Annotated in this window: 13 protein-coding genes and 1 tRNA gene; 9 read left to right on the plus strand and 5 right to left on the minus strand. The window is 59.7% G+C overall.

The genetic code is table 11. The annotated features are described in order from the left end of the window. Window positions 1-202 precede the first annotated feature (202 nt). The 3 genes from CORAM0001_RS06100 to meaB all read left to right on the plus strand — a co-directional run bounded on the left by CORAM0001_RS06100 (window position 203) and on the right by meaB (window position 5,502). Window positions 203-2,095 (plus strand): methylmalonyl-CoA mutase family protein, encoded by a 1,893-nt coding sequence (locus CORAM0001_RS06100; RefSeq protein ID WP_005510745.1) that lies wholly within the window; start codon window positions 203-205, stop codon window positions 2,093-2,095. A gap of 8 nt (window positions 2,096-2,103) precedes the next feature. After that, the gene (gene scpA / locus CORAM0001_RS06105; protein ID WP_005510731.1) at window positions 2,104-4,323 is read left to right on the plus strand and encodes a methylmalonyl-CoA mutase; all 2,220 of its coding nucleotides are present in this window, start codon (window positions 2,104-2,106) and stop codon (window positions 4,321-4,323) included. A 66-nt stretch (window positions 4,324-4,389) separates the two neighbouring features. Beyond that, complete coding sequence (meaB, locus tag CORAM0001_RS06110) at window positions 4,390-5,502, plus strand: methylmalonyl Co-A mutase-associated GTPase MeaB (protein ID WP_005510827.1); 1,113 nt, start codon at window positions 4,390-4,392, stop codon at window positions 5,500-5,502. 51 nt (window positions 5,503-5,553) lie between these two features. Here the strand turns inward: meaB and CORAM0001_RS06115 are convergent, their stop codons facing one another. Beyond that, window positions 5,554-5,886 (minus strand): ArsR/SmtB family transcription factor, encoded by a 333-nt coding sequence (locus CORAM0001_RS06115; protein WP_005510797.1) that lies wholly within the window; start codon window positions 5,884-5,886, stop codon window positions 5,554-5,556. Between the two features lie 188 nt (window positions 5,887-6,074). On the opposite strand from CORAM0001_RS06115, the gene cls reads away from it, so the two are divergent. Further along, complete coding sequence (gene cls / locus CORAM0001_RS06120) at window positions 6,075-7,568, plus strand: cardiolipin synthase (RefSeq protein WP_005510789.1); 1,494 nt, start codon at window positions 6,075-6,077, stop codon at window positions 7,566-7,568. 77 nt (window positions 7,569-7,645) lie between these two features. On the opposite strand, the gene CORAM0001_RS06125 is transcribed toward cls, so the two are convergent. Then, a tRNA-Leu gene (locus CORAM0001_RS06125) sits at window positions 7,646-7,731 on the minus strand. A gap of 226 nt (window positions 7,732-7,957) precedes the next feature. Here CORAM0001_RS06125 and CORAM0001_RS06130 point away from each other — a divergent pair. Beyond that, window positions 7,958-8,554, plus strand: a complete 597-nt coding sequence (locus tag CORAM0001_RS06130) for a YbhB/YbcL family Raf kinase inhibitor-like protein (RefSeq protein ID WP_050773610.1) — start codon at window positions 7,958-7,960, stop codon at window positions 8,552-8,554. 138 nt (window positions 8,555-8,692) lie between these two features. Here CORAM0001_RS06130 and CORAM0001_RS06135 read toward each other — a convergent pair whose 3' ends face one another. From CORAM0001_RS06135 to CORAM0001_RS06145, 3 genes are all read right to left on the minus strand, one after another. Beyond that, entirely contained in the window at window positions 8,693-9,793 is a 1,101-nt protein-coding gene (locus tag CORAM0001_RS06135; RefSeq protein WP_005510777.1) for a quinone-dependent dihydroorotate dehydrogenase, read from the minus strand. Beyond that, window positions 9,794-10,957, minus strand: a complete 1,164-nt coding sequence (locus CORAM0001_RS06140; protein WP_208854640.1) for a hypothetical protein — start codon at window positions 10,955-10,957, stop codon at window positions 9,794-9,796. It abuts the gene before it with no gap. 108 nt (window positions 10,958-11,065) lie between these two features. Beyond that, a complete protein-coding gene (locus CORAM0001_RS06145; protein WP_005510811.1) occupies window positions 11,066-12,001 on the minus strand; it encodes an aldo/keto reductase in 936 nt (311 codons plus the stop codon). Between the two features lie 132 nt (window positions 12,002-12,133). Here CORAM0001_RS06145 and CORAM0001_RS06150 point away from each other — a divergent pair, with 132 nt between their 5' ends. From CORAM0001_RS06150 to metH, 4 genes are read left to right on the plus strand one after another with little or no spacing between them, the layout of a single operon-like run. Next, window positions 12,134-13,015 (plus strand): undecaprenyl-diphosphate phosphatase, encoded by an 882-nt coding sequence (locus CORAM0001_RS06150; protein WP_040361409.1) that lies wholly within the window; start codon window positions 12,134-12,136, stop codon window positions 13,013-13,015. Between the two features lie 18 nt (window positions 13,016-13,033). Next, on the plus strand, window positions 13,034-14,389 hold the full coding sequence (gene mshC / locus CORAM0001_RS06155) for a cysteine--1-D-myo-inosityl 2-amino-2-deoxy-alpha-D-glucopyranoside ligase (protein WP_005510782.1): 1,356 nt from the start codon (window positions 13,034-13,036) through the stop codon (window positions 14,387-14,389). A 2-nt stretch (window positions 14,390-14,391) separates the two neighbouring features. Next, window positions 14,392-14,799: a hypothetical protein gene (locus CORAM0001_RS06160; RefSeq protein WP_040361372.1), complete on the plus strand. Its 408-nt coding sequence runs from the start codon at window positions 14,392-14,394 to the stop codon at window positions 14,797-14,799. Window positions 14,800-14,848: 49 nt separating this feature from the next. After that, window positions 14,849-18,508, plus strand: a complete 3,660-nt coding sequence (metH, locus tag CORAM0001_RS06165; protein ID WP_005510794.1) for a methionine synthase — start codon at window positions 14,849-14,851, stop codon at window positions 18,506-18,508. The last annotated feature ends 1 nt before the right edge of the window (window position 18,509 follow it).

The raw sequence follows: 18,509 nt of genomic DNA on the forward strand, positions 1-18,509 counted from the left end.
TGCACAAGTACCTGAAAAGTTCAGTGCACGGACACTCGGGTTTGTCTTAGCGTCTGACTAGTGGCTCTTATTGACTATTGGAGGAAGCCAACGCCTTTAGATCCTTTTCCGGCGCGGAGAATTCGGAAATTGTCGCAGCCGATTTTCCTCGGCCGTGGATTGATGGGGCGTTGCTTAGAACATGTAAGGGAGAAGGTCTGTCGTGACTGACCGAACGACCCCCGAATCACCTTCCACGCTGCCACCAAACTTCGAGGAATTGCAGAATTCCTGGTATCAGGGCGTGGCCAAGGTATTCGCGCGGGTGCACAAGCAAGACGTTGCAGATGTACCGCTCGATATTTGGAAACGACTGATTCAGACCACCTATGACGGTGTCGATGTCCGCCCGCTCTACACCCGTGCGGACGAGCTCGCGGAAAGCCCAGCTCCGGGCCAGTTCCCATTCGTCCGTGGCGCAAAGGTCACTTCGGACAACACCAACGGTTGGGGTGTTCGGGAGACCTTCGGTCGCCAGTACCCGGGTGAAGATGCCCTCGATCCGAAGACCGTCAACGAGACTCTGCTGACTGCCCTGGAAAACGGAACCACGGACATCCGCCTGGACTTCACCGGCTCCCTCGAAGCCGCTGATGTGGCGGCTCTGCTTAACAACGTCTACGTCGACCTCGCTCCGATTGCCGTGCATGCCGGTAAGAAGACCGCGCAGGTTGCGGAAGCACTGACGTCCTACATTGAGCAGGCGAACCCGGCTAATCCGGACAACGTCGCAGTCGAGCTTTCCGCAGCTCCGCTGACCTCCGCTTTTGCCGGTATTGACGATGTTTCTCTCGACGAGGCCACTCAGCTGGCCGTCAAGGCGGCAAAGCAGCCGGGCGACGTCCGTGCCCTGCTTGTCGACGGCGTTGTTTTCTCCAACCTGGGTGCAAACAACATCCAGGAGATTGGCTACAGTCTCGCCGTTGGTGTCGCCTACTTGCGCGCGCTGACCGAAGCGGGCTTGAGCGCTGAAGAAGCCCTCGGCCAGATCGCGTTCCGCTTTGCCGCTACCGACGACCAGTTCGACACCATTGCGAAATTCCGCGCCGCTCGCGTTCTGTGGGCTCGCGTTGCTGAGGTTGTCGGTGCCCCCGAGGCTGGCCGCGCTCCGATGCACGCCGTAACCGCCCCGGTGATGTTCAGCCAGCGCGATCCGTGGGTCAACATGCTGCGTGTGACTGTCGCCTCCTTCGCCGCAGGCGTCGGCGGTGCCTCCTCAGTTGAGGTTCTGCCTTTTGATTACGCAGTTGTCGGCGGCATGCCGAACGTCTCCAAGACCTTCAAGGCTCGCATCGCTCGCAACACCAACCTGTTGCTGTTGGAAGAGTCTCACCTTGGTTACGTCGCCGACCCAGCAGGTGGCTCCTACTTCGTCGAAGACCTTACCGAAGAAATGGCCGACAAGGCGTGGGAGATTTTCACCGGCACTGAGGCCGCCGGCGGTTTCACCTCCGCGGAGGCCGATGTTCGCGCCGCCCTGGACGCTACCTGGGAAAAGCGCCGCGCCGATATCGCACATCGCCGCACCAAGGTCACCGCTATCAACGAGTTCCCGAACCTGGCTGAAGCCCCACTGGCTCCCGAGGCCCGCCCGGAGGGCGACCCGATTCGCCGTTGGGCAAGCGACTTCGAGGCACTGCGCAACCGCTCCGATGACTTCCTGGCTGAAAAGGGCAACCGTCCGCTTATTGCGATGCTGCCGCTGGGTCCGCTGGCCAAGCACAACATCCGCACTGGATTTACCTCCAACCTGCTGGCATCCGGCGGTATCGCCGTCGCTAACCCCGGTCAGGTTGTGCCAGGAGAGGCCGGTTTCGAAGAGGCAGTGAAGGCCTCTCCGATTGTCGTGCTGTGCGCAGCCGACAGCGAGTACGAGGCTTCGGGCCAGGACGCTGTCAAGGCCGCCCGCGCCGCAGGCGCTAAGGAGGTCCTGGTGGCCGGCTCCGAGAAGAGCTTCGCCAATGCCGCTGAGGACGCTCGCCCCGACGGATACCTGAACATGACCATCGATGCTGTCGCGGAGCTGTCCCGACTGCTGAACGAACTGGGAGCGTGAAGGAAGTAATGACCACCATCCCAAATTTCGCTGACATCTCCCGCAACACCGACGACGCAGCCGCTGCCACCAACAAGGCAGCTGCCGCGGAAGCTGGTGAAGTGTGGACCATTCCAGAGGGCATCGATGTCAAGCGCGTCTACGATCGCGCTGACCGCGACGCCGCTGCCGCCGAGGGCCACCCGGTAGATTCTTTCCCGGGTATCGCCCCTTTCATGCGCGGGCCATACCCGACCATGTACACGAACCAGCCGTGGACTATTCGCCAGTACGCTGGCTTCTCCACTGCAGCTGAGTCCAATGCCTTCTACCGGCGCAACCTCGCGGCTGGCCAGAAGGGCCTTTCGGTCGCTTTCGACCTGGCTACCCACCGTGGCTACGACTCGGACAACCCGCGTGTGTCCGGCGACGTCGGTATGGCCGGTGTGGCAATCGACTCGATTTACGACATGCGTGAGCTCTTCCAGGGCATTGACCTGGGCGGCGTCTCGGTGTCTATGACCATGAACGGCGCTGTGCTGCCGATTCTGGCCTTTTACATTGTCACTGCTGAAGAGCAGGGCGTTTCGACTGAGCAGCTGCGCGGTACGATCCAGAACGACATTCTCAAGGAGTTCATGGTTCGTAACACGTACATCTACCCGCCGAAGCCCTCGATGCGAATCATCTCTTCGATCTTCGAGTACACCTCGGCAAAGATGCCGAAGTTCAACTCGATCTCGATTTCCGGCTACCACATTCAGGAAGCCGGCGCGACGGCCGACCTTGAGCTCGCTTACACGCTTGCCGACGGCATCGAGTACCTGCGGGCCGGTATTGACGCCGGCCTGGAAGTTGACAAGTTCGCTCCGCGTCTGTCCTTCTTCTGGGGCATCTCGATGAACACCTTCACCGAGATTGCCAAGCTGCGTGCAGGCCGTATCCTCTGGTCCGAGCTGGTTGGCAAGTTCGGCCCGAAGAACCCGAAGTCGCAGTCTCTGCGTACTCACTCGCAGACCTCCGGTTGGTCGCTGACCGCCCAGGATGTCTACAACAACGTCGCGCGTACTGCAGTTGAGGCTATGGCCGCAACACAGGGTCACACCCAGTCGCTGCACACCAACGCACTGGACGAGGCCCTGGCACTGCCGACTGACTTCTCGGCCCGTATTGCTCGTAACACTCAGCTGCTGCTTCAGCAGGAGTCCAACACCACGCGTCCGGTTGATCCGTGGGCTGGTTCCTACTACATCGAGTGGCTGACTAACGAGCTGGTCAAGCGTGCACGTCAGCACATCGACGAGGTCGAAGAGGCCGGCGGTATGGCACAGGCCACCATCGAGGGCATTCCGAAGCTGCGTATTGAAGAGGCCGCAGCTCGTACGCAGGCCCGTATTGACTCGGGTCGTCAGGCTCTCATCGGCGTGAATAAGTACCAGGTCGAAGAGGACGAGGCCATCGAGGTTCTCAAGGTTGAGAACTCCCGCGTACGCCAGGAGCAGATTGACAAGCTGGCTCGCCTGCGCGCCGAGCGCGACGAAGAAGAGGTTCAGAAGGCACTGGCCGCTCTGACCGACGCTTGCCGTAACCCGGGTGAACCGGGGGACCTGGACAAGAACCTGTTGAAGCTCGCTGTCGACTGTGCTCGCGCCATGGCCTCCATCGGTGAAATCTCCGACGCCATGGAAGAGGTCTTTGGCCGCCACCAGGCCGAGATCCGCACTCTCTCCGGCGTCTACAAGGACGAAGTTGGCAAGGAGGGAGCCGTGTCCAACGTCTCCAAGGCCATCGCCATGGCCGATAAGTTCGAAGAGCAGGAAGGTCGCCGTCCGCGTATCTTCCTGGCCAAGATGGGCCAGGATGGTCACGACCGCGGCCAGAAGGTCATCGCGTCCGCCTACGCGGACCTTGGCATGGACGTTGACGTGGGACCGCTGTTCCAGACTCCGGAGGAGGCCGCCAAATCGGCCGTCGACTCGGATGTCCACGTCGTGGGTGTTTCTTCGCTGGCCGCCGGACACCTGACGCTCGTTCCTGCCCTGCGCGATGAGCTGGCAAAGCTGGGTCGTGAGGACATCATGATTGTTGTCGGTGGTGTTATCCCACCGGGCGACTTCCAGGAGCTCTACGATGCCGGCGCTGCGGCTATTTACCCGCCGGGCACCGTCATCGCTGATTCGGCAATCGATATGATGACCAAGCTCTCTAACGAGCTGGGCCTCGACCTTGCCGTTGACGAAGAGTCCTAAATAACTACCGCATCCGCGCTGGGCTGAGTGTTCAGCTCAGCGCGTTGTCGGAATTGAGAAGTAGCGATGAACGAGTATCTTGAAGAAAACCTGGGCACCCTCGTCACTACCGCTGGTACGGTCGTTGAGGGAAAGACTGCTGTAGCCCCCGAAGTCGTCCGCCGTGCGCGACGACGGATAGATGTCGACGACCTCTTTGAGGGCGTGCGGGCTGGAAACCGCACTAAGTTGGCTCGGGCAATCACGCTGCTGGAGTCGACTGCTCCGGCGCATAAGGTGCTGGCTCAGGAGCTACTGGTGAAGTTGCTGCCATTTTCCGGAAAGGCCATGCGTGTCGGCCTTACCGGTGTCCCCGGCGTCGGTAAATCAACCACGATTGAAACCCTCGGGCTGAAGCTGATTGAGGAAGGGCACCGTGTTGCGGTGCTGGCCATTGACCCGTCGTCGACGAAGTCCGGTGGTTCGATTCTGGGCGATAAGACCCGTATGTCCCGGCTCTCGGCTGCGGATGAGGCCTTCATCCGTCCGTCGCCTTCTGCGGGCACGCTCGGTGGTGTCGCCAAGGCAACGCGTGAGGCCATGGTGGTGCTCGAGGCCGCAGGCTACGACATTGTCATCGTCGAAACTGTCGGCGTCGGTCAGTCCGAGGTCGCGGTGGCACAGATGGTGGATACGTTTGCGTTTCTGGCACTCGCTGGCGCTGGTGACCAACTCCAGGGCATCAAGAAAGGCGTGCTGGAGATGGCCGACGTGATTTCTATCAACAAGGCGGATGGTAAGAACTTGCGCCCGGCAAAGCGCGCTGCGCGTGATTTGATGACGGCCATGAAGATGGTTCGCTCCTCAGATCAAGTCTGGACTCCACCGGTGCTGACTATGTCGGCATTGGAGGACGACGGCATCGACAAGTTCTGGCAAGCCATCGAAGACCATGTCGAGGCTATGCACGAGCATCATCTCTTTGATGAAAACCGCGCTAACCAGCAAATTAAGTGGATGTGGTCCATGGTGCACGAAACGCTCTTGCAGCGACTCAACACCAACGAGGCTGTGCAGACAGAGAGCACCCTGGTGGAAAAACAACTCCGCTCGGGGCAGCTCACACCGACGCTCGCCGCCCAGCGCATCATGGAGGCATTCGACCAGGGAAGGGCATCGAACGCCGGGCTCGCCAACTAGGTTCAGAAGGGCGCGGGGTTTTCGTCGTAAAGCGAGCGTATCCGTGTGCGCCTACTGAGCGCGGTGATGGGGCGGATTGCTGTAGAGCGTGTGTTCGGCGAAGTGGAGAGCGTTGACCACCAGGTTGGTGAGGTGCTCGTCGGGCTGAGAGTAGAAGCTAGACGTACCTTCCTTGCGGGTCTGCACCATATTGGCCATGCGCAACTTCGCCAGGTGCTGAGAAATCGCGGGGATGGGGCGATCGAGCGCACTAGCGATGGCGGTGACGCTCATCTCCCCGTCACGGAGGAGTGACAGGATGGAGAGACGCGTCTTGTCTGCCATCAACTTCAGTACGTTAGTGGCAACGTCGAGCTCGGTGCTCGTAGGAGCATTCTCAGTCATTTGGAGGGGTTAGTCCTTTCGAAGTCGACATGCCAAACACTTACTATGTTCAATGTAGTGAACATTACTACGTATTGATACCAGTATTCAATTTCAGATGTCACAATAGGCTGTCACGAAAAAGGGGAGAGTGCACCTAAGGGGCAGCGACCAAAGGTACTGAAAATTCCTTCAGTAATATCATCTGCATGGATTGGTTGATGGGTACCTTCCCGTGGCTGGTGGAGGACTTAACGTGGTGGCAAGTACTATTTTTCGCACTCGACTACACGATTAAGTTCATTGCGATTGGATGGGTGCCGGAAAACCGAAGTCCATCGGCTTCGACGGCGTGGCTGCTGCTGATTCTGCTTATTCCATTTATCGGCCTACCTCTGTTCCTCTTCCTGGGCTCGCAGCAGATTACGGGCCGTCGACATAAGGTACAGGCACTGGCACAGGAGCTCATTGCGGAACGTACCGAGCATCTGCCCGACGTACCGGACGATGCCGAGATAGAAGATGATGTTGTCAACGTACTCAAGCTCTCGCGCCAGCTCACGGGAATGCCGGCAATTGCCAGCGCGGAAAAGGGACTTTTCACCGAATTCGATGCCTCTATTGACCGCATGATTGAAACCATCGATGCGGCCCAGAAATCAATCCACGTGCAGTCCTACATCTTTGCACTGGATTCCAGCACGGAGCCTTTCATACAGGCTCTCGAGCGCGCGAACGACAGGGGACTAGATGTCAAGGTACTGGTCGATCCGATCGGTTCATGGAAGTACCCCGGCTACTACAAGCTGAAAAAGCGCCTGGACCAGGCTAAAATCTCCTGGCACCCGATGCTGCCCGTGAGCCTACTGAAGCTCACCTGGCGCCGCCTGGATCTGCGTAATCACCGCAAGCTCGTAGTTATTGATGGCGACATTGTATTCATGGGCTCGCAGAACTTGATTGAGCCCGAATATCAGAAGAAAAAGAACCATAAGATTGGCCGTCGCTGGGTGGACACGTGGATTGAGCTCGAGGGCGATATTGCGCTGGCCTTCGACGCAATTTTTGCGGTCGACTGGACCAGCGAGCTATACAAGACCCCAGACGCCACCAGGGACTATTCCCTCCACAACACCGAAGTCAACGACAACTACAACGTTGTCCAGGTGCTGCCGTCGGGTCCGGGCTTCAGCACGGAGCCGAACCTGCGCGTTTTCAATAACATGATCTACCAGGCGCACGAACGAATTATCGCCGTCAGCCCGTACTTCGTCCCGGACGAGTCCATGCTGATGGCGCTGACCTCCGCCGCATATGGAGGCATCGATGTCCAACTCTACGTCAACGAAGAGTCCGATCAGTTCATGGTTGGCCACGCGCAGCAGTCCTACTACCAGGCACTGCTAACCGCTGGCGTGAAGATTTACCGCTATCCGGCACCTGCGGTCCTGCACTCCAAGTTCATGGTTATCGACGACCGCATGGCCATGTTCGGCTCCTCCAATCTGGATATGCGCTCGTTCGGCCTCAACTACGAGATCACGCTTCTTTCCGCCGCCGGTTCCATCGTGGACAAACTGATTACGCTTGCCGACGAGTACCGCGACAAATCCCTCCTGCTCACCCAGGAGGAATGGAATGACCGGCCCCTTCGCCAGCGCTACCTGGACTCTGTTTTCCGCTTGACCTCGGCGCTGCAATAGGGCAGAGCCATTGGTCCGACAGACAAAGCAAAAATCCCGAGATCTGCATTTACTGCAGTTTCTCGGGATTCATCTTGTGTCCGGAGGGGGACTTGAACCCCCACGCCCGTTAATAGGGCACTAGCACCTCAAGCTAGCGCGTCTGCCATTCCGCCACCCGGACCGGGTAGGAAGCACTTCCGTGCTGACCTGTGATACTGTATCCCGACTACATAATGAAACACAAATTGGCAGGTCAGCGGGGCATTGGCACGCCAAACCTGGGTGTAATTACATCAGCGGTGTTAGCCCCGCACCCGACTTGGATTCGCGCTGAGAATCAGGCCCTGCAGATAGGCAGTCTGGTGAAGTCCCTGCAGCGCGCTCATAAAGTAGGCACACTGGTATTTATGACTACGAATTCCAACGACACTGCAAACGACACCGCAAGCAAAACTACAAACAACACTGCAAATGCTCCGGTTTTCCCGGGCCCGGATCCGTACGCACCGCTGAAGGATTTGCCGACCTTCGAGCTGTCCTCACCAGATATCAAGGATGGCGAGAAGATTGCGGATGAATTCCGCGCTCCGTCGAATGTGTCGCCGCAACTGGATTGGGCAAATCTGCCGGAGGGCACTAAGTCCATTGCCGTGACCTGCTTCGATCCGGACGCCCCGACTGCGTCGGGCTTCTGGCACTGGGCTGTCTTCAACATTCCAGCGACCGAAAAGGGTCTACCACAGGGAGCTGGCTCCGAAGACGGCTCTAAGCTGCCAGAAGGCGCTATCCAGCTTGTTGGTGACTCGGGCATGCGTGGTCACTACGGAGCTAACCCACCGGCGCAGCATGCCCCACACCGTTACATGTATGCGGTGCACGCGGTCGACGTCGAGAAGCTCGATGTTCCGGAAGATGCGACGCCAACTGTGCTTGGCTTCAATCTGTACTTCCACTCGATTGCGCGTGCCATCATCACGCCGTGGTGGGAGAACGTCGGGGAGTAGGGACACGCCGCCCACACGGGCAACTCAACCGGCCGGGCACGATACTCATACAGAAACCCCCGGGGCCAGCGCCTTCATGGCCGCAGGACCCGGGGTCACGTGTTTGTTGGGTTAGGAAGCCTCAACCGCTCTCAGCAATTAACCCCGCCACGGCAGACCACAGCCGACAGCCTCAGAAATGGAATAGAAGCCCTGAGCTCGAATCTGGCGAGCCAACCCTTGGTGAATGTCACGAATCCAGTCTGGACCGCCATAAATCAACGGTGTGTAGCCCTGCAGCAGGGAAGCGCCGTTGGCAATCCGCTGCCACGCCTGCTCAGCAGTTTCAATGCCGCCGACACTGATGAGAACTAGTTTGTCTCCGACGCGCTCGTGCAGCAGCTTCAGCACCTCTAGTGACCGAGCTGCCACAGGAGCGCCCGAGACTCCACCGGCCCCCATCTCCGCGACTTCATCCGCGGGCGTACGCAGGCCTTCGCGAGAAATGGTGGTGTTGGTGGCCACAATGCCTGCCAGCCCAAGGTCAACAGCCAGGTCAGCAACTGCGATGACATCATCGTCGGAGAGATCAGGAGCGATCTTGACCAGCACCGGCGAGTCGGTCTCCTCAGTCACCGCTGCCAGAATCGGGCGCAGGGACTCCACCGCCTGAAGGTCGCGCAGACCCGGCGTGTTCGGTGAGGAGACATTGACAACAACGTAGTCCGCTAAGCCGCCGAGCTGGCTGGCCGATTCTCGATAGTCATCGACGGCCTCTTCCAGCGGAGTCACCTTGGTTTTGCCAATGTTGATACCGATGACGTCGTCACTGCGACGCGCCCGCAAGTTCTCCGCTACAGCAGCTGCACCGGGGTTGTTGAAACCCATGCGGTTCAAAATGGCGCGGTCTTCCTTCAGGCGGAACAGACGCGGGCGATCATTGCCCGGCTGCGGCTTGGCAGTCACGGTTCCCAGTTCCGCGTAGCCAAAACCGATTGGCCCCCAGCAATCCGGAGCAATAGCAGCCTTGTCGAAGCCCGCGGCGAGCCCCAGCGGACGCGGGAAGTCCACACCGAACACGGTTTGTCGCAGCACAGCATCGTCAACAACGAGTAGCTTGCTTATCGCCCGCTGAAGACTCTCCGACTTCTGCAGCCCCTTCAGTGTCTTCGAGATGGCCTCGTGAATCTGCTCCGGCGGGACCTGGAACATTGCCTTTAGCGCGAGTTGATAGGACTTGGCGCGAAGTTTCGAAGGCATCTACTTAGTCTCTCCCTCGGAGTCGTCTGCTCCCTTGGTGTCACCTGCACCGGTCGGTAGTTTATCGGCTGGTTCCCGGACCGACATCTCCTCACGGATCTTCTCTGCATCCTGCTTGAAATCAGCAATTGCCTTATCGACGTCCGCGGAGTCAAAAATCTGGGCCCCGTCACCGGTAGCCGAGAAGATGCCAATCTGGCCATCCTCGGTGGCAACAACCGACTGTGGATCTGCAACCGTGTTGATGTCCGCGACCTTGACTGGGGTACCCGAGCTGATGTCGTAACCAGTCAGCTTGTTCACCTTCGTCGAAGTCACCCAGACAATTCCGCGCGATTCATCGACCGCTACCGCCCACGGAGCCTCCGGGGCCGGAGCTGCCTGATGGAGGCGAATGATGTCAGTGGCAGTGTAAATAAGCAGCTGGTTGCCCTTGGTGTCTGCGGCAGCGATGACATGGTCACCGGAAGCTACCTTGCCGACGCCGATACCTGCACGCAGCGCAGAGCCAGCGCGAGACTCATCGAGCTTGAGCTCATGCACCGAAGTCTCCGGACGATTGACCTCTAGCAGCTTGACGTCCGCGTCATTGTCCGCTTTGGGAATCTCAACGAGCTGCGACCCGTTATTGGCAGCCTTGAAGTCACTGGCCAACTCGCCATCAGCGCCGAACACATCGACGACATTGCTATCCGCATGGGCACCGATGATGCGACCGCCCTCCAGGCCAACTGCGGCGGAGTAGTTGGTGCCACGGCCGACAACAGCCGTTTCCGTAGCCTGGTCAGTAATGACGTGGATGCCATCTTCACACGGCAGCAGAGCATTAGGGCCGCCCGGCGCGAGCTCGCCACACTTCGCGTCCAGCTTCATTGAACGTTCGATTGGGTTATTCAGCGGACCGGCAAAGATCTTATCCCCGGCTTTCAGGACAACTCGGTCGCCGACAAGCACGGCATCAGTGATGCCCTCATCAATCTTCTTGGCTTTCCCGATAGCAGTATCGGGAGCAGCGGGTGAAGCGGCCGGCACTGGCGTGGCGTTGCCCATTCCGGCATCGATGTCTCCTTCCACATCGGAGGAGCATCCAGCCAGGACCACTGCGCTAGCGGAAAGCCCCGCTAGAAGGGAGGTTATGACACGTCGACGACTGTTTTCACTCACGCTATAGAAACTACCACCCCGGCCGGACTACTTTGTGGACGCCTCCAGCCGTGGGAAGTTCTCGCATTCGTTGCTCCTTATAAGCCCTTATAAGAATGCGGTTACTGATTACAGCGTGACGTCGTCAAGCGCGTTGCAAATCTGCGGTGGCAGCGTGAGTTGTTCGGCGGTGAGGTTTTCGCGTAGTTGAGCGCGGTCTCGAGCGCCAACGAGGATCGAGGTGACGCCCGGCCGATCGCGCGCCCAGGAAATCGCTGCGACGGCAGCACTGACGCCGAGCCCCTTGGCTGCGGTGGTCAGCGCGCCTGCGACCGTGACGCCGCGCGTATCGAGGTAGTCCTGTACCTCTGCGTCGGCATGTTCGGAAGCAGCGCGGGAATCCTCGGGAATGATGTGCTGGTATTTGGCGGTCAACACACCTTGGGCCAGTGGGGCGCCACCGATAAAGCCGAGCCCCAAATGCTCACAGGCGGGCAGCAGTTCGGCCTCAGGGCTTCGCTGCAGCAGCGAGTACTCATGCTGTGCGAACACCGGGGCGATTCGATCCGCGGCGGCATGCGTCACCGCCGCCTGCCAACCGCTGTATCCACGCAGTCCGGCGTAACGTACTTTCCCCGTGCGCACAGCCCATTCCAGGGTGTCGGCGACCTCTTCCGGCGGGGTTAGCCCGTCCCAGTAGCCGGGCGACCACAGATCAATGTGTTCGACGCCGAGGCGTCCGAGCGTTTCATCGAGGTCCTTTTGCAATGTTTTACGCGAGCAGTCCACGCGCCTGCCGACGGGTCGCTCGGGGTGTATGCCAGATGCGACCGAGAGCACCAATTCGTCGGCAACGCCGCGCTTTGCGATGACTGCACCCAGCATGTCGGCAACAGTGTCGCCGCCGTGGAGTGGGGAAGCGTCGACAAGGTTGCCTCCGGCGTCGAGGAAGTCCGTCAGGATGCGTCCGGCTTCGTCTTGCCTGGTACCCGCACCCCAGGTGGCCGTACCCAGCCCCACGGCGGAGACGCGTAAACCGCTGTTGCCCAGAATTCGTTGTTGCACGATTTTTACTTTAGGACACCCGTGTGCGGTCGCGGGAAAAGTTCCACGCGAGAGGTCTCGCTATCGCCGCACCGAAACCTCGCTATAGCCACAACACAAACCGGACGAGTAGCCTATACACCCGTGACTATCATGACGACACTAAGCGCCTCAGCGGATACCGCTGCCGATACCGCCGGCACCGGTATGACCTGGGCGCAGACGATCATCCTGTCCGTAGTGCAAGGTCTGACGGAATTTCTCCCAGTGAGTTCCTCGGGGCACCTTCGGATTGTCTCCGAGCTGCTGTGGGGCCAGGACGCCGGCGCATCCTTCACCGCTGTGGTGCAGCTTGGCACCGAATTGGCTGTGTTGGTGTTCTTCGCCAAGGATATCTGGCAGATCCTCACTGGCTGGTTTGCCGGTCTGTTCAATAAGGAAGCCCGCGGTTTCAACTACCGCATGGGCTGGATGGTGATTGTCGGTACGCTGCCGATTGCCATCATCGGCGTGCTGGGGAAGGACCTCATCCGCGATAACCTGCGCAATCTCTGGATTACAGCCGCTGTGTTGGTGCTTTTCTCCTTCGTCTTTATCGCCGCAGAGAAGTTCGGCCGTCGTGAGCGCAATTATGAAGAGCTGACCATGCGAGATGCCATCGTCATGGGTTTCGCGCAGTGTCTGGCGCTCATTCCGGGTGTGTCACGCTCGGGCGGTACGGTGTCTGCCGGCCTGTTCTTGCACTTGGATCGAGAGGTTGCAACGCGATTTTCCTTCCTGCTGGCTATCCCCGCTGTTTTCGCTGCTGGAATTTTTTCGCTTCCAGACGCGTTTGACCCTGCGGCGGGACAGGCCGCTAGTGGTGCGCAATTGGCCATCGGTACGCTGATTGCCTTCGTCGTCGGTTATGCGTCTATCGCATGGTTGCTGAAGTTTGTGTCGAACCACTCCTTCGCTTGGTTCGCCGCGTACCGCATCCCGGTCGGTTTGATTGTTATGGTGTTGCTCGGCTTCGGCACGATTAACGCTGTTTAGTGAGGTAGTGAGTATTTAATGCATTCGTGGCCCCAACCACAGGTTCCCAGTCTCGGCGATGCGCGCTTCGATGTGTTCAACCGCGCCAGCAATACAGGTAAGGCGCATTCGCTTGACGACGAAAGCTCAACATCGGTACCCCTACGCCTCTACGACACCGCGGATCAGAAGGTCTCCCAAGTGGAAGCGGGACCGGAGGCGACCATGTACGTGTGTGGCATCACGCCCTATGACGCCACACACCTGGGACACGCAGCAACCTACCTCACCTTTGATCTGATTTACCGTCAGCTGCTGGACAATGGACACTCGGTGCATTACGTCCAGAACATCACCGATGTCGATGACCCGTTGTTCGAACGTGCGGAGCGCGATGGGGTGGACTGGCGCGAGCTGGGCACCTCGCAGATCGATTTGTTCCGCTCGGATATGGAAAACCTGTCGGTGATTCCACCGCGCGACTACATCGGCGCCATGGAGTCCGTCGACGAGGTCGTGGACATGGTCGAGAAGCTCTTGGAAAATGGCTCGGCCTACCAGCTCACCAATGACGAGTACCCGGACGTGTACTTCCGCAAGAGTGCCACCGAGAACTTCGGTTACGAGTCCAATTACTCGGCAGAGCAGATGGCGGAGTTCTTTGCGGAGCGCGGTGGCGACCCGGATCGCCCGGGCAAGGAGAACCCGCTGGACGCGCTGGTGTGGCGTGCCGCTCGCCCCGGGGAGCCAAGCTGGGAGGCTCCTTTTGGTGCGGGCCGACCGGGTTGGCACATTGAGTGCTCGGCGATTGCCACCAACCGCCTGGGGAAGAGCTTCGACATTCAGGGCGGTGGCTCGGATCTCGCGTTCCCGCACCATGAGTTCTCGGCGGCTCACGCTGAAGCCGCTACTGGCTGTGCCCGTATGGCTCGCCACTATGTTCACGCTGGCATGATTGCGCTCGATGGCGTCAAGATGTCCAAGTCGCTGGGCAACCTGGTGTTTGTCTCCAAGCTGGTGGCCGCCGGAGTGGATCCGAGTGCTATTCGCATTGGCGTGTTCGCCAGCCACTACCGCTCTGATCGCGATTGGTCGGACGAGGTGCTGGAGGCAGCCAAGGCACGTCTCGAGGCCTGGCGTGCGGCTTGCGAATCTACTAAGACTGCCACCGATGAGAAGGCTGTACGCGAAGCAGCGGCACTGGTTGCCGATGTGCGCGCAAGCCTGGCCAATGACCTGGATACGCCGGCTGCTCTGGCCGCTATCGATGCCTGGGCTGTGGAGTGTTCCTCGGCTACTGGCAACAAGGCTGATGCTGGCACGGTAACTAGCGCAGCTGGCGCCGGAGAATTCGTTGCCGCCGCGCTGGACGCGCTGCTGGGCGTTAAAATTTGACCATGAGCAACTCAGATTTATCTGCTGCCGAAGTAACGAAAGAGAACATCGATAAGCTAGTTGCCGATTTGCGCATGTTTGCCACTGGCAGCTACCTGCAGCCCGAGGAACGCGAGTTCTGGGAGCCACTTTTTGACGAAGCGGTAGCGGACCAGGTCGGGGAAGCCCTCCGCGAGGCCATCGCTGGTATTGATCAGGCGGCGGAGCTGGCCGTCGATAAGCGGGAAGAAGCCGCAACGCAGGCGGTGGAGAACTGTCTACAGCGCGTGGCTGCGATTGAGCATGAGCACGGTGGCTCGATTTTTGATGAGGAGCTCGACGAGATTCTCGCGATTATCAATTCCGCAACGAAGGCTGTCGGTTTGGACCTGCCTGCGGTGAAGGCGGAAAGCTACTTCGAGATGGAATAATCAGCCCAATTAACGGCGCGGTTATGAAAGTAGACTAAGGTGTCTATTCATGACTGAACGCCACTCTTCCGAGTTCCTCACCGCACTGCACAGCCGTGTACTCATTGGCGATGGCGCCATGGGTACCCAGCTGCAGTCTTTTGACCTCGACGTTGACGCGGACTTCCTCGGCTACGAGGGCTGTAATGAGATTCTCAATGACACCCGTCCCGACATAATCGAGACGATTCACCGGCGTTATTTCGAGGCCGGCGCCGACCTGGTGGAAACCAACACCTTCGGCTGCAACTTTCCGAACCTCGCGGATTACGACATTGAAGACCGTATCCAGGAGCTAGCGCACAAGGGCACCGCAATCGCCCGCAAGGTCGCTGACGAAATGGGACCGGGCCGCGAGGGGATGCGACGCTTTGTCCTCGGTTCGCTGGGGCCGGGCACGAAGCTGCCGTCGTTGGGACACGCTCCGTACGCTCAGCTTCGCGACGCTTACACGGAGGCCGGACTCGGCATGATCTCCGGTGGCGCGGATGCGTTTTTGATTGAGACCTGTCAGGACTTGCTGCAGGTAAAGGCGGCCGTCAACGGCGTCAAGGCCGCCATGCGACAGGCTGACAAGAAGATTCCGATCGTCGTCCACGTGACCGTCGAGACCACAGGCACCATGCTGATGGGCTCGGAGATTGGTGCAGCCCTGGCGGCGCTGCAGCCGCTGGGTATCGACATGATTGGCCTGAACTGTGCAACGGGCCCGGACGAGATGAGCGAGCACCTGCGCTACCTGTCCAGTTTCGCCTCCATCCCGGTATCCGTGATGCCGAATGCGGGTCTACCAGTGCTGGGTAAGAACGGGGCGACCTACCCTCTGACCGCACCAGAGCTGGCCACAGCGCTGCGCGGCTTTGTTGAAGAGTTCGGCCTGTCGATGGTCGGTGGCTGCTGTGGTACCACACCGGAGCATGTTTCTGCTGTTCGCGATGCTATTACCGGTACTGGCGCCTACGCCGAGCAGGGCCCTGCTGTTCAGGCAGCACGCCCATCGACGGATCCGAACGCAAAGCCAATCGATGAGGTTGCGTCTCTGTACTCGGCAACCCCGCTGACACAGACAACCGGCATCACCATGATTGGTGAGCGCACCAACGCCAACGGCTCCAAGGCGTTCCGCGAGGCCATGCTGGCCGGTGATTGGGAGAAGTGCCTTAACACCGCCCGCGGTCAGGTCACCGATGGCGCACACATGATTGACCTGTGTGTGGACTACGTGGGTCGCGATGGGCGCGATGACATGGCAACCCTGGCATCGCAGATTGCCACCTCGGTGACGTTGCCGGTCATGCTGGACTCGACGGAACCGGAGGTTTTGAAGACTGGCCTGGAGCACCTCGGTGGTCGCTGCGCGGTCAACTCTGTGAACTTTGAAGACGGCGATGGCCCGGACTCGCGCTACCAGCGCATTATGCGCCAGGTTGTTGAGCACGGTGCTGCTGTGGTCGCTTTGACTATCGACGAAGAAGGTCAGGCGCGTACGAAGGACAAGAAGATTGAGATTGCCGAGCGCCTCATCGCCGACATCACCGGCACGTGGGGACTGCGCGAGCAGGACATTATTGTCGACTGTCTGACTTTCCCGATTTCCACTGGCCAGGAGGAAACTCGCCGCGACGGTATCGAAACCATCGAAGCCATCCGCGAACTTAAGCGTCGCCACCCGAACGTGCACACCACGCTCGGCCTGTCCAACATCTCCTTCGGTCTGAACCCGGCGGCCCGCCAGGTACTCAACTCGGTGTTCCTCAACGAGTGCATCGAGGCCGGCTTGGACTCCGCCATTGCCCACAGCTCCAAGATCTTGCCGATGAACAAGATCGACGATAAACAGCGCGAAGTCGCGCTCGATATGGTGTACGACCGCCGTCGTGAAGCGGGACACCCCGACGGGGAGTACGACCCACTGCAGGTATTCATGGAGCTCTTCGAAGGAGTCTCCGCCGCTGATGCGAAGGATGCCCGGGCCGAACAGCTTGCCGCCATGCCGCTGTTCGACCGCCTAGCGCAGCGCATCATCGACGGCGAGCGCACAGGTATCGAAGCTGACCTCGATGAAAGCATGAAGGAAAAGGAACCGCTGGCGATTGTCAACGAGGACCTGCTGCGAGGCATGCAGACCGTTGGTGACCTGTTCGGTTCCGGCCAGATGCAGCTACCGTTCGTGCTGCAATCGGCTGAGACAATGAAGGCCGCGGTGGGCTACCTCGAGGGCTTTATGGATGCCGAGGATGCCACTGGCTCCAAGGGGTCGATTGTGCTGGCCACGGTGAAGGGCGATGTCCACGACATCGGTAAGAACCTGGTGGAGATTATTCTCTCCAACAACGGTTACACCGTACATAACCTGGGCATTAAGCAGCCGATAGCTACGATTTTGTCCGCGGCCAAGGAGCTGGATGTCGATGCCATCGGCATGTCCGGCCTGCTGGTGAAGTCCACTGTGGTGATGAAGGACAACCTGCTGGAGATTAACTCCGCGGGAGACGCTGCCCGCTTCCCGGTGCTGCTTGGCGGTGCCGCGCTGACACGCAGCTACGTCGAGGACGACCTCTCTGAGCTCTACCATGGCGATGTCTACTACGGCAGGGACGCCTTCGAGGGGCTGCGCATCATGGACGAGCTAATGGCAGCGAAGAAGGGCCTGGGGCCAGACGAGAATTCGCCTGAGGCCATTGCCGCCCGCGAGAAGAAGGAAGCTCGCCGCGCCCGCCGTGAGCGCTCCAAGCGCATCGCCGCGCAGCGCGCCGCCAAGGCTGCTGCTGAAGCCCCCGAGGTGCCGGAGCGATCCGACGTCGCCGCTGATGTCCCCGTTGCGACACCGCCGTTCTGGGGAACTCGCATTGTCAAGGGTCTGCCCCTCGACGACTACCTGACCACTCTCGACGAACGCGCTCTGTTCATGGGGCAGTGGGGTCTGCGCGGCACCCGTGGCGACGAGGGACCGAGTTACGAGGAATTAGTCGAATCCGATGGTCGACCGCGCCTGCGCGCATGGCTGCAGCGCCTGCGCGCCGAGAACATTCTCCAGCATGCGGCTGTCGTCTACGGCTACTTCCCGGCGGTTTCTGAGGGCGATACCGTCCACGTACTCCCGCTGCCTGCGGAAGGGGAGCAGCCCGACCCCACAGCCGAGCCAGTGGTGTCCTGGACCTTCCCGCGCCAGCAGCGCGGTCGCTTCCTATGCATTGCTGACTTCATTCGCTCGCGCGAAGATGCCATCGCCGCAGGACAGACCGACGTCATGCCGTTCCAGTTGGTGACCATGGGACAGCCCATCGCTGACTTCGCCAACGATATTTACGCCAAGAACGAATACCGCGACTACCTGGAGGTTCACGGTATCGGCGTGCAGCTCACCGAGGCGCTGGCCGAGTACTGGCACCAGCGCATTCGCTCCGAGCTCGCGTTCTCCGACGGCACAAGTGTTGGCGCGGAAGACTCGGACGATACCCAGGATTTCTTTGACCTGAAGTACCGTGGCGCTCGTTACTCCTTCGGCTATGGTTCCTGCCCGGATCTGACCTTCCGTCAGGGCATGATTGACCTGCTGCAGCCGGAGCGCATCGGCGTGGAACTCTCTGAGGAGCTCCAGCTGCACCCAGAGCAGTCCACCGATGCGTTCGTGCTCTACCACCCGGAAGCGAAGTACTTCAACGTGTAGC

This window comes from Corynebacterium amycolatum SK46 (assembly GCF_000173655.1).
Lineage (GTDB): Bacteria > Actinomycetota > Actinomycetes > Mycobacteriales > Mycobacteriaceae > Corynebacterium > Corynebacterium amycolatum_A.

What these genes read in the sequence shown, in the direction of transcription:
- scpA (WP_005510731.1), top strand. Translation starts at nt 2,104, where the DNA reads ATGACCACCATCCCAAATTTCGCTGACATCTCCCGCAACACCGACGAC.
- meaB (WP_005510827.1), top strand. Translation starts at nt 4,390, where the DNA reads ATGAACGAGTATCTTGAAGAAAACCTGGGCACCCTCGTCACTACCGCT.
- CORAM0001_RS06115 (WP_005510797.1), bottom strand. Translation starts at nt 5,886, where the DNA reads ATGACTGAGAATGCTCCTACGAGCACCGAGCTCGACGTTGCCACTAAC.
- cls (WP_005510789.1), top strand. Translation starts at nt 6,075, where the DNA reads ATGGATTGGTTGATGGGTACCTTCCCGTGGCTGGTGGAGGACTTAACG.
- CORAM0001_RS06130 (WP_050773610.1), top strand. Translation starts at nt 7,958, where the DNA reads ATGACTACGAATTCCAACGACACTGCAAACGACACCGCAAGCAAAACT.
- CORAM0001_RS06135 (WP_005510777.1), bottom strand. Translation starts at nt 9,793, where the DNA reads ATGCCTTCGAAACTTCGCGCCAAGTCCTATCAACTCGCGCTAAAGGCA.
- CORAM0001_RS06150 (WP_040361409.1), top strand. Translation starts at nt 12,134, where the DNA reads ATGACGACACTAAGCGCCTCAGCGGATACCGCTGCCGATACCGCCGGC.
- mshC (WP_005510782.1), top strand. Translation starts at nt 13,034, where the DNA reads ATGCATTCGTGGCCCCAACCACAGGTTCCCAGTCTCGGCGATGCGCGC.
- CORAM0001_RS06160 (WP_040361372.1), top strand. Translation starts at nt 14,392, where the DNA reads ATGAGCAACTCAGATTTATCTGCTGCCGAAGTAACGAAAGAGAACATC.
- metH (WP_005510794.1), top strand. Translation starts at nt 14,849, where the DNA reads ATGACTGAACGCCACTCTTCCGAGTTCCTCACCGCACTGCACAGCCGT.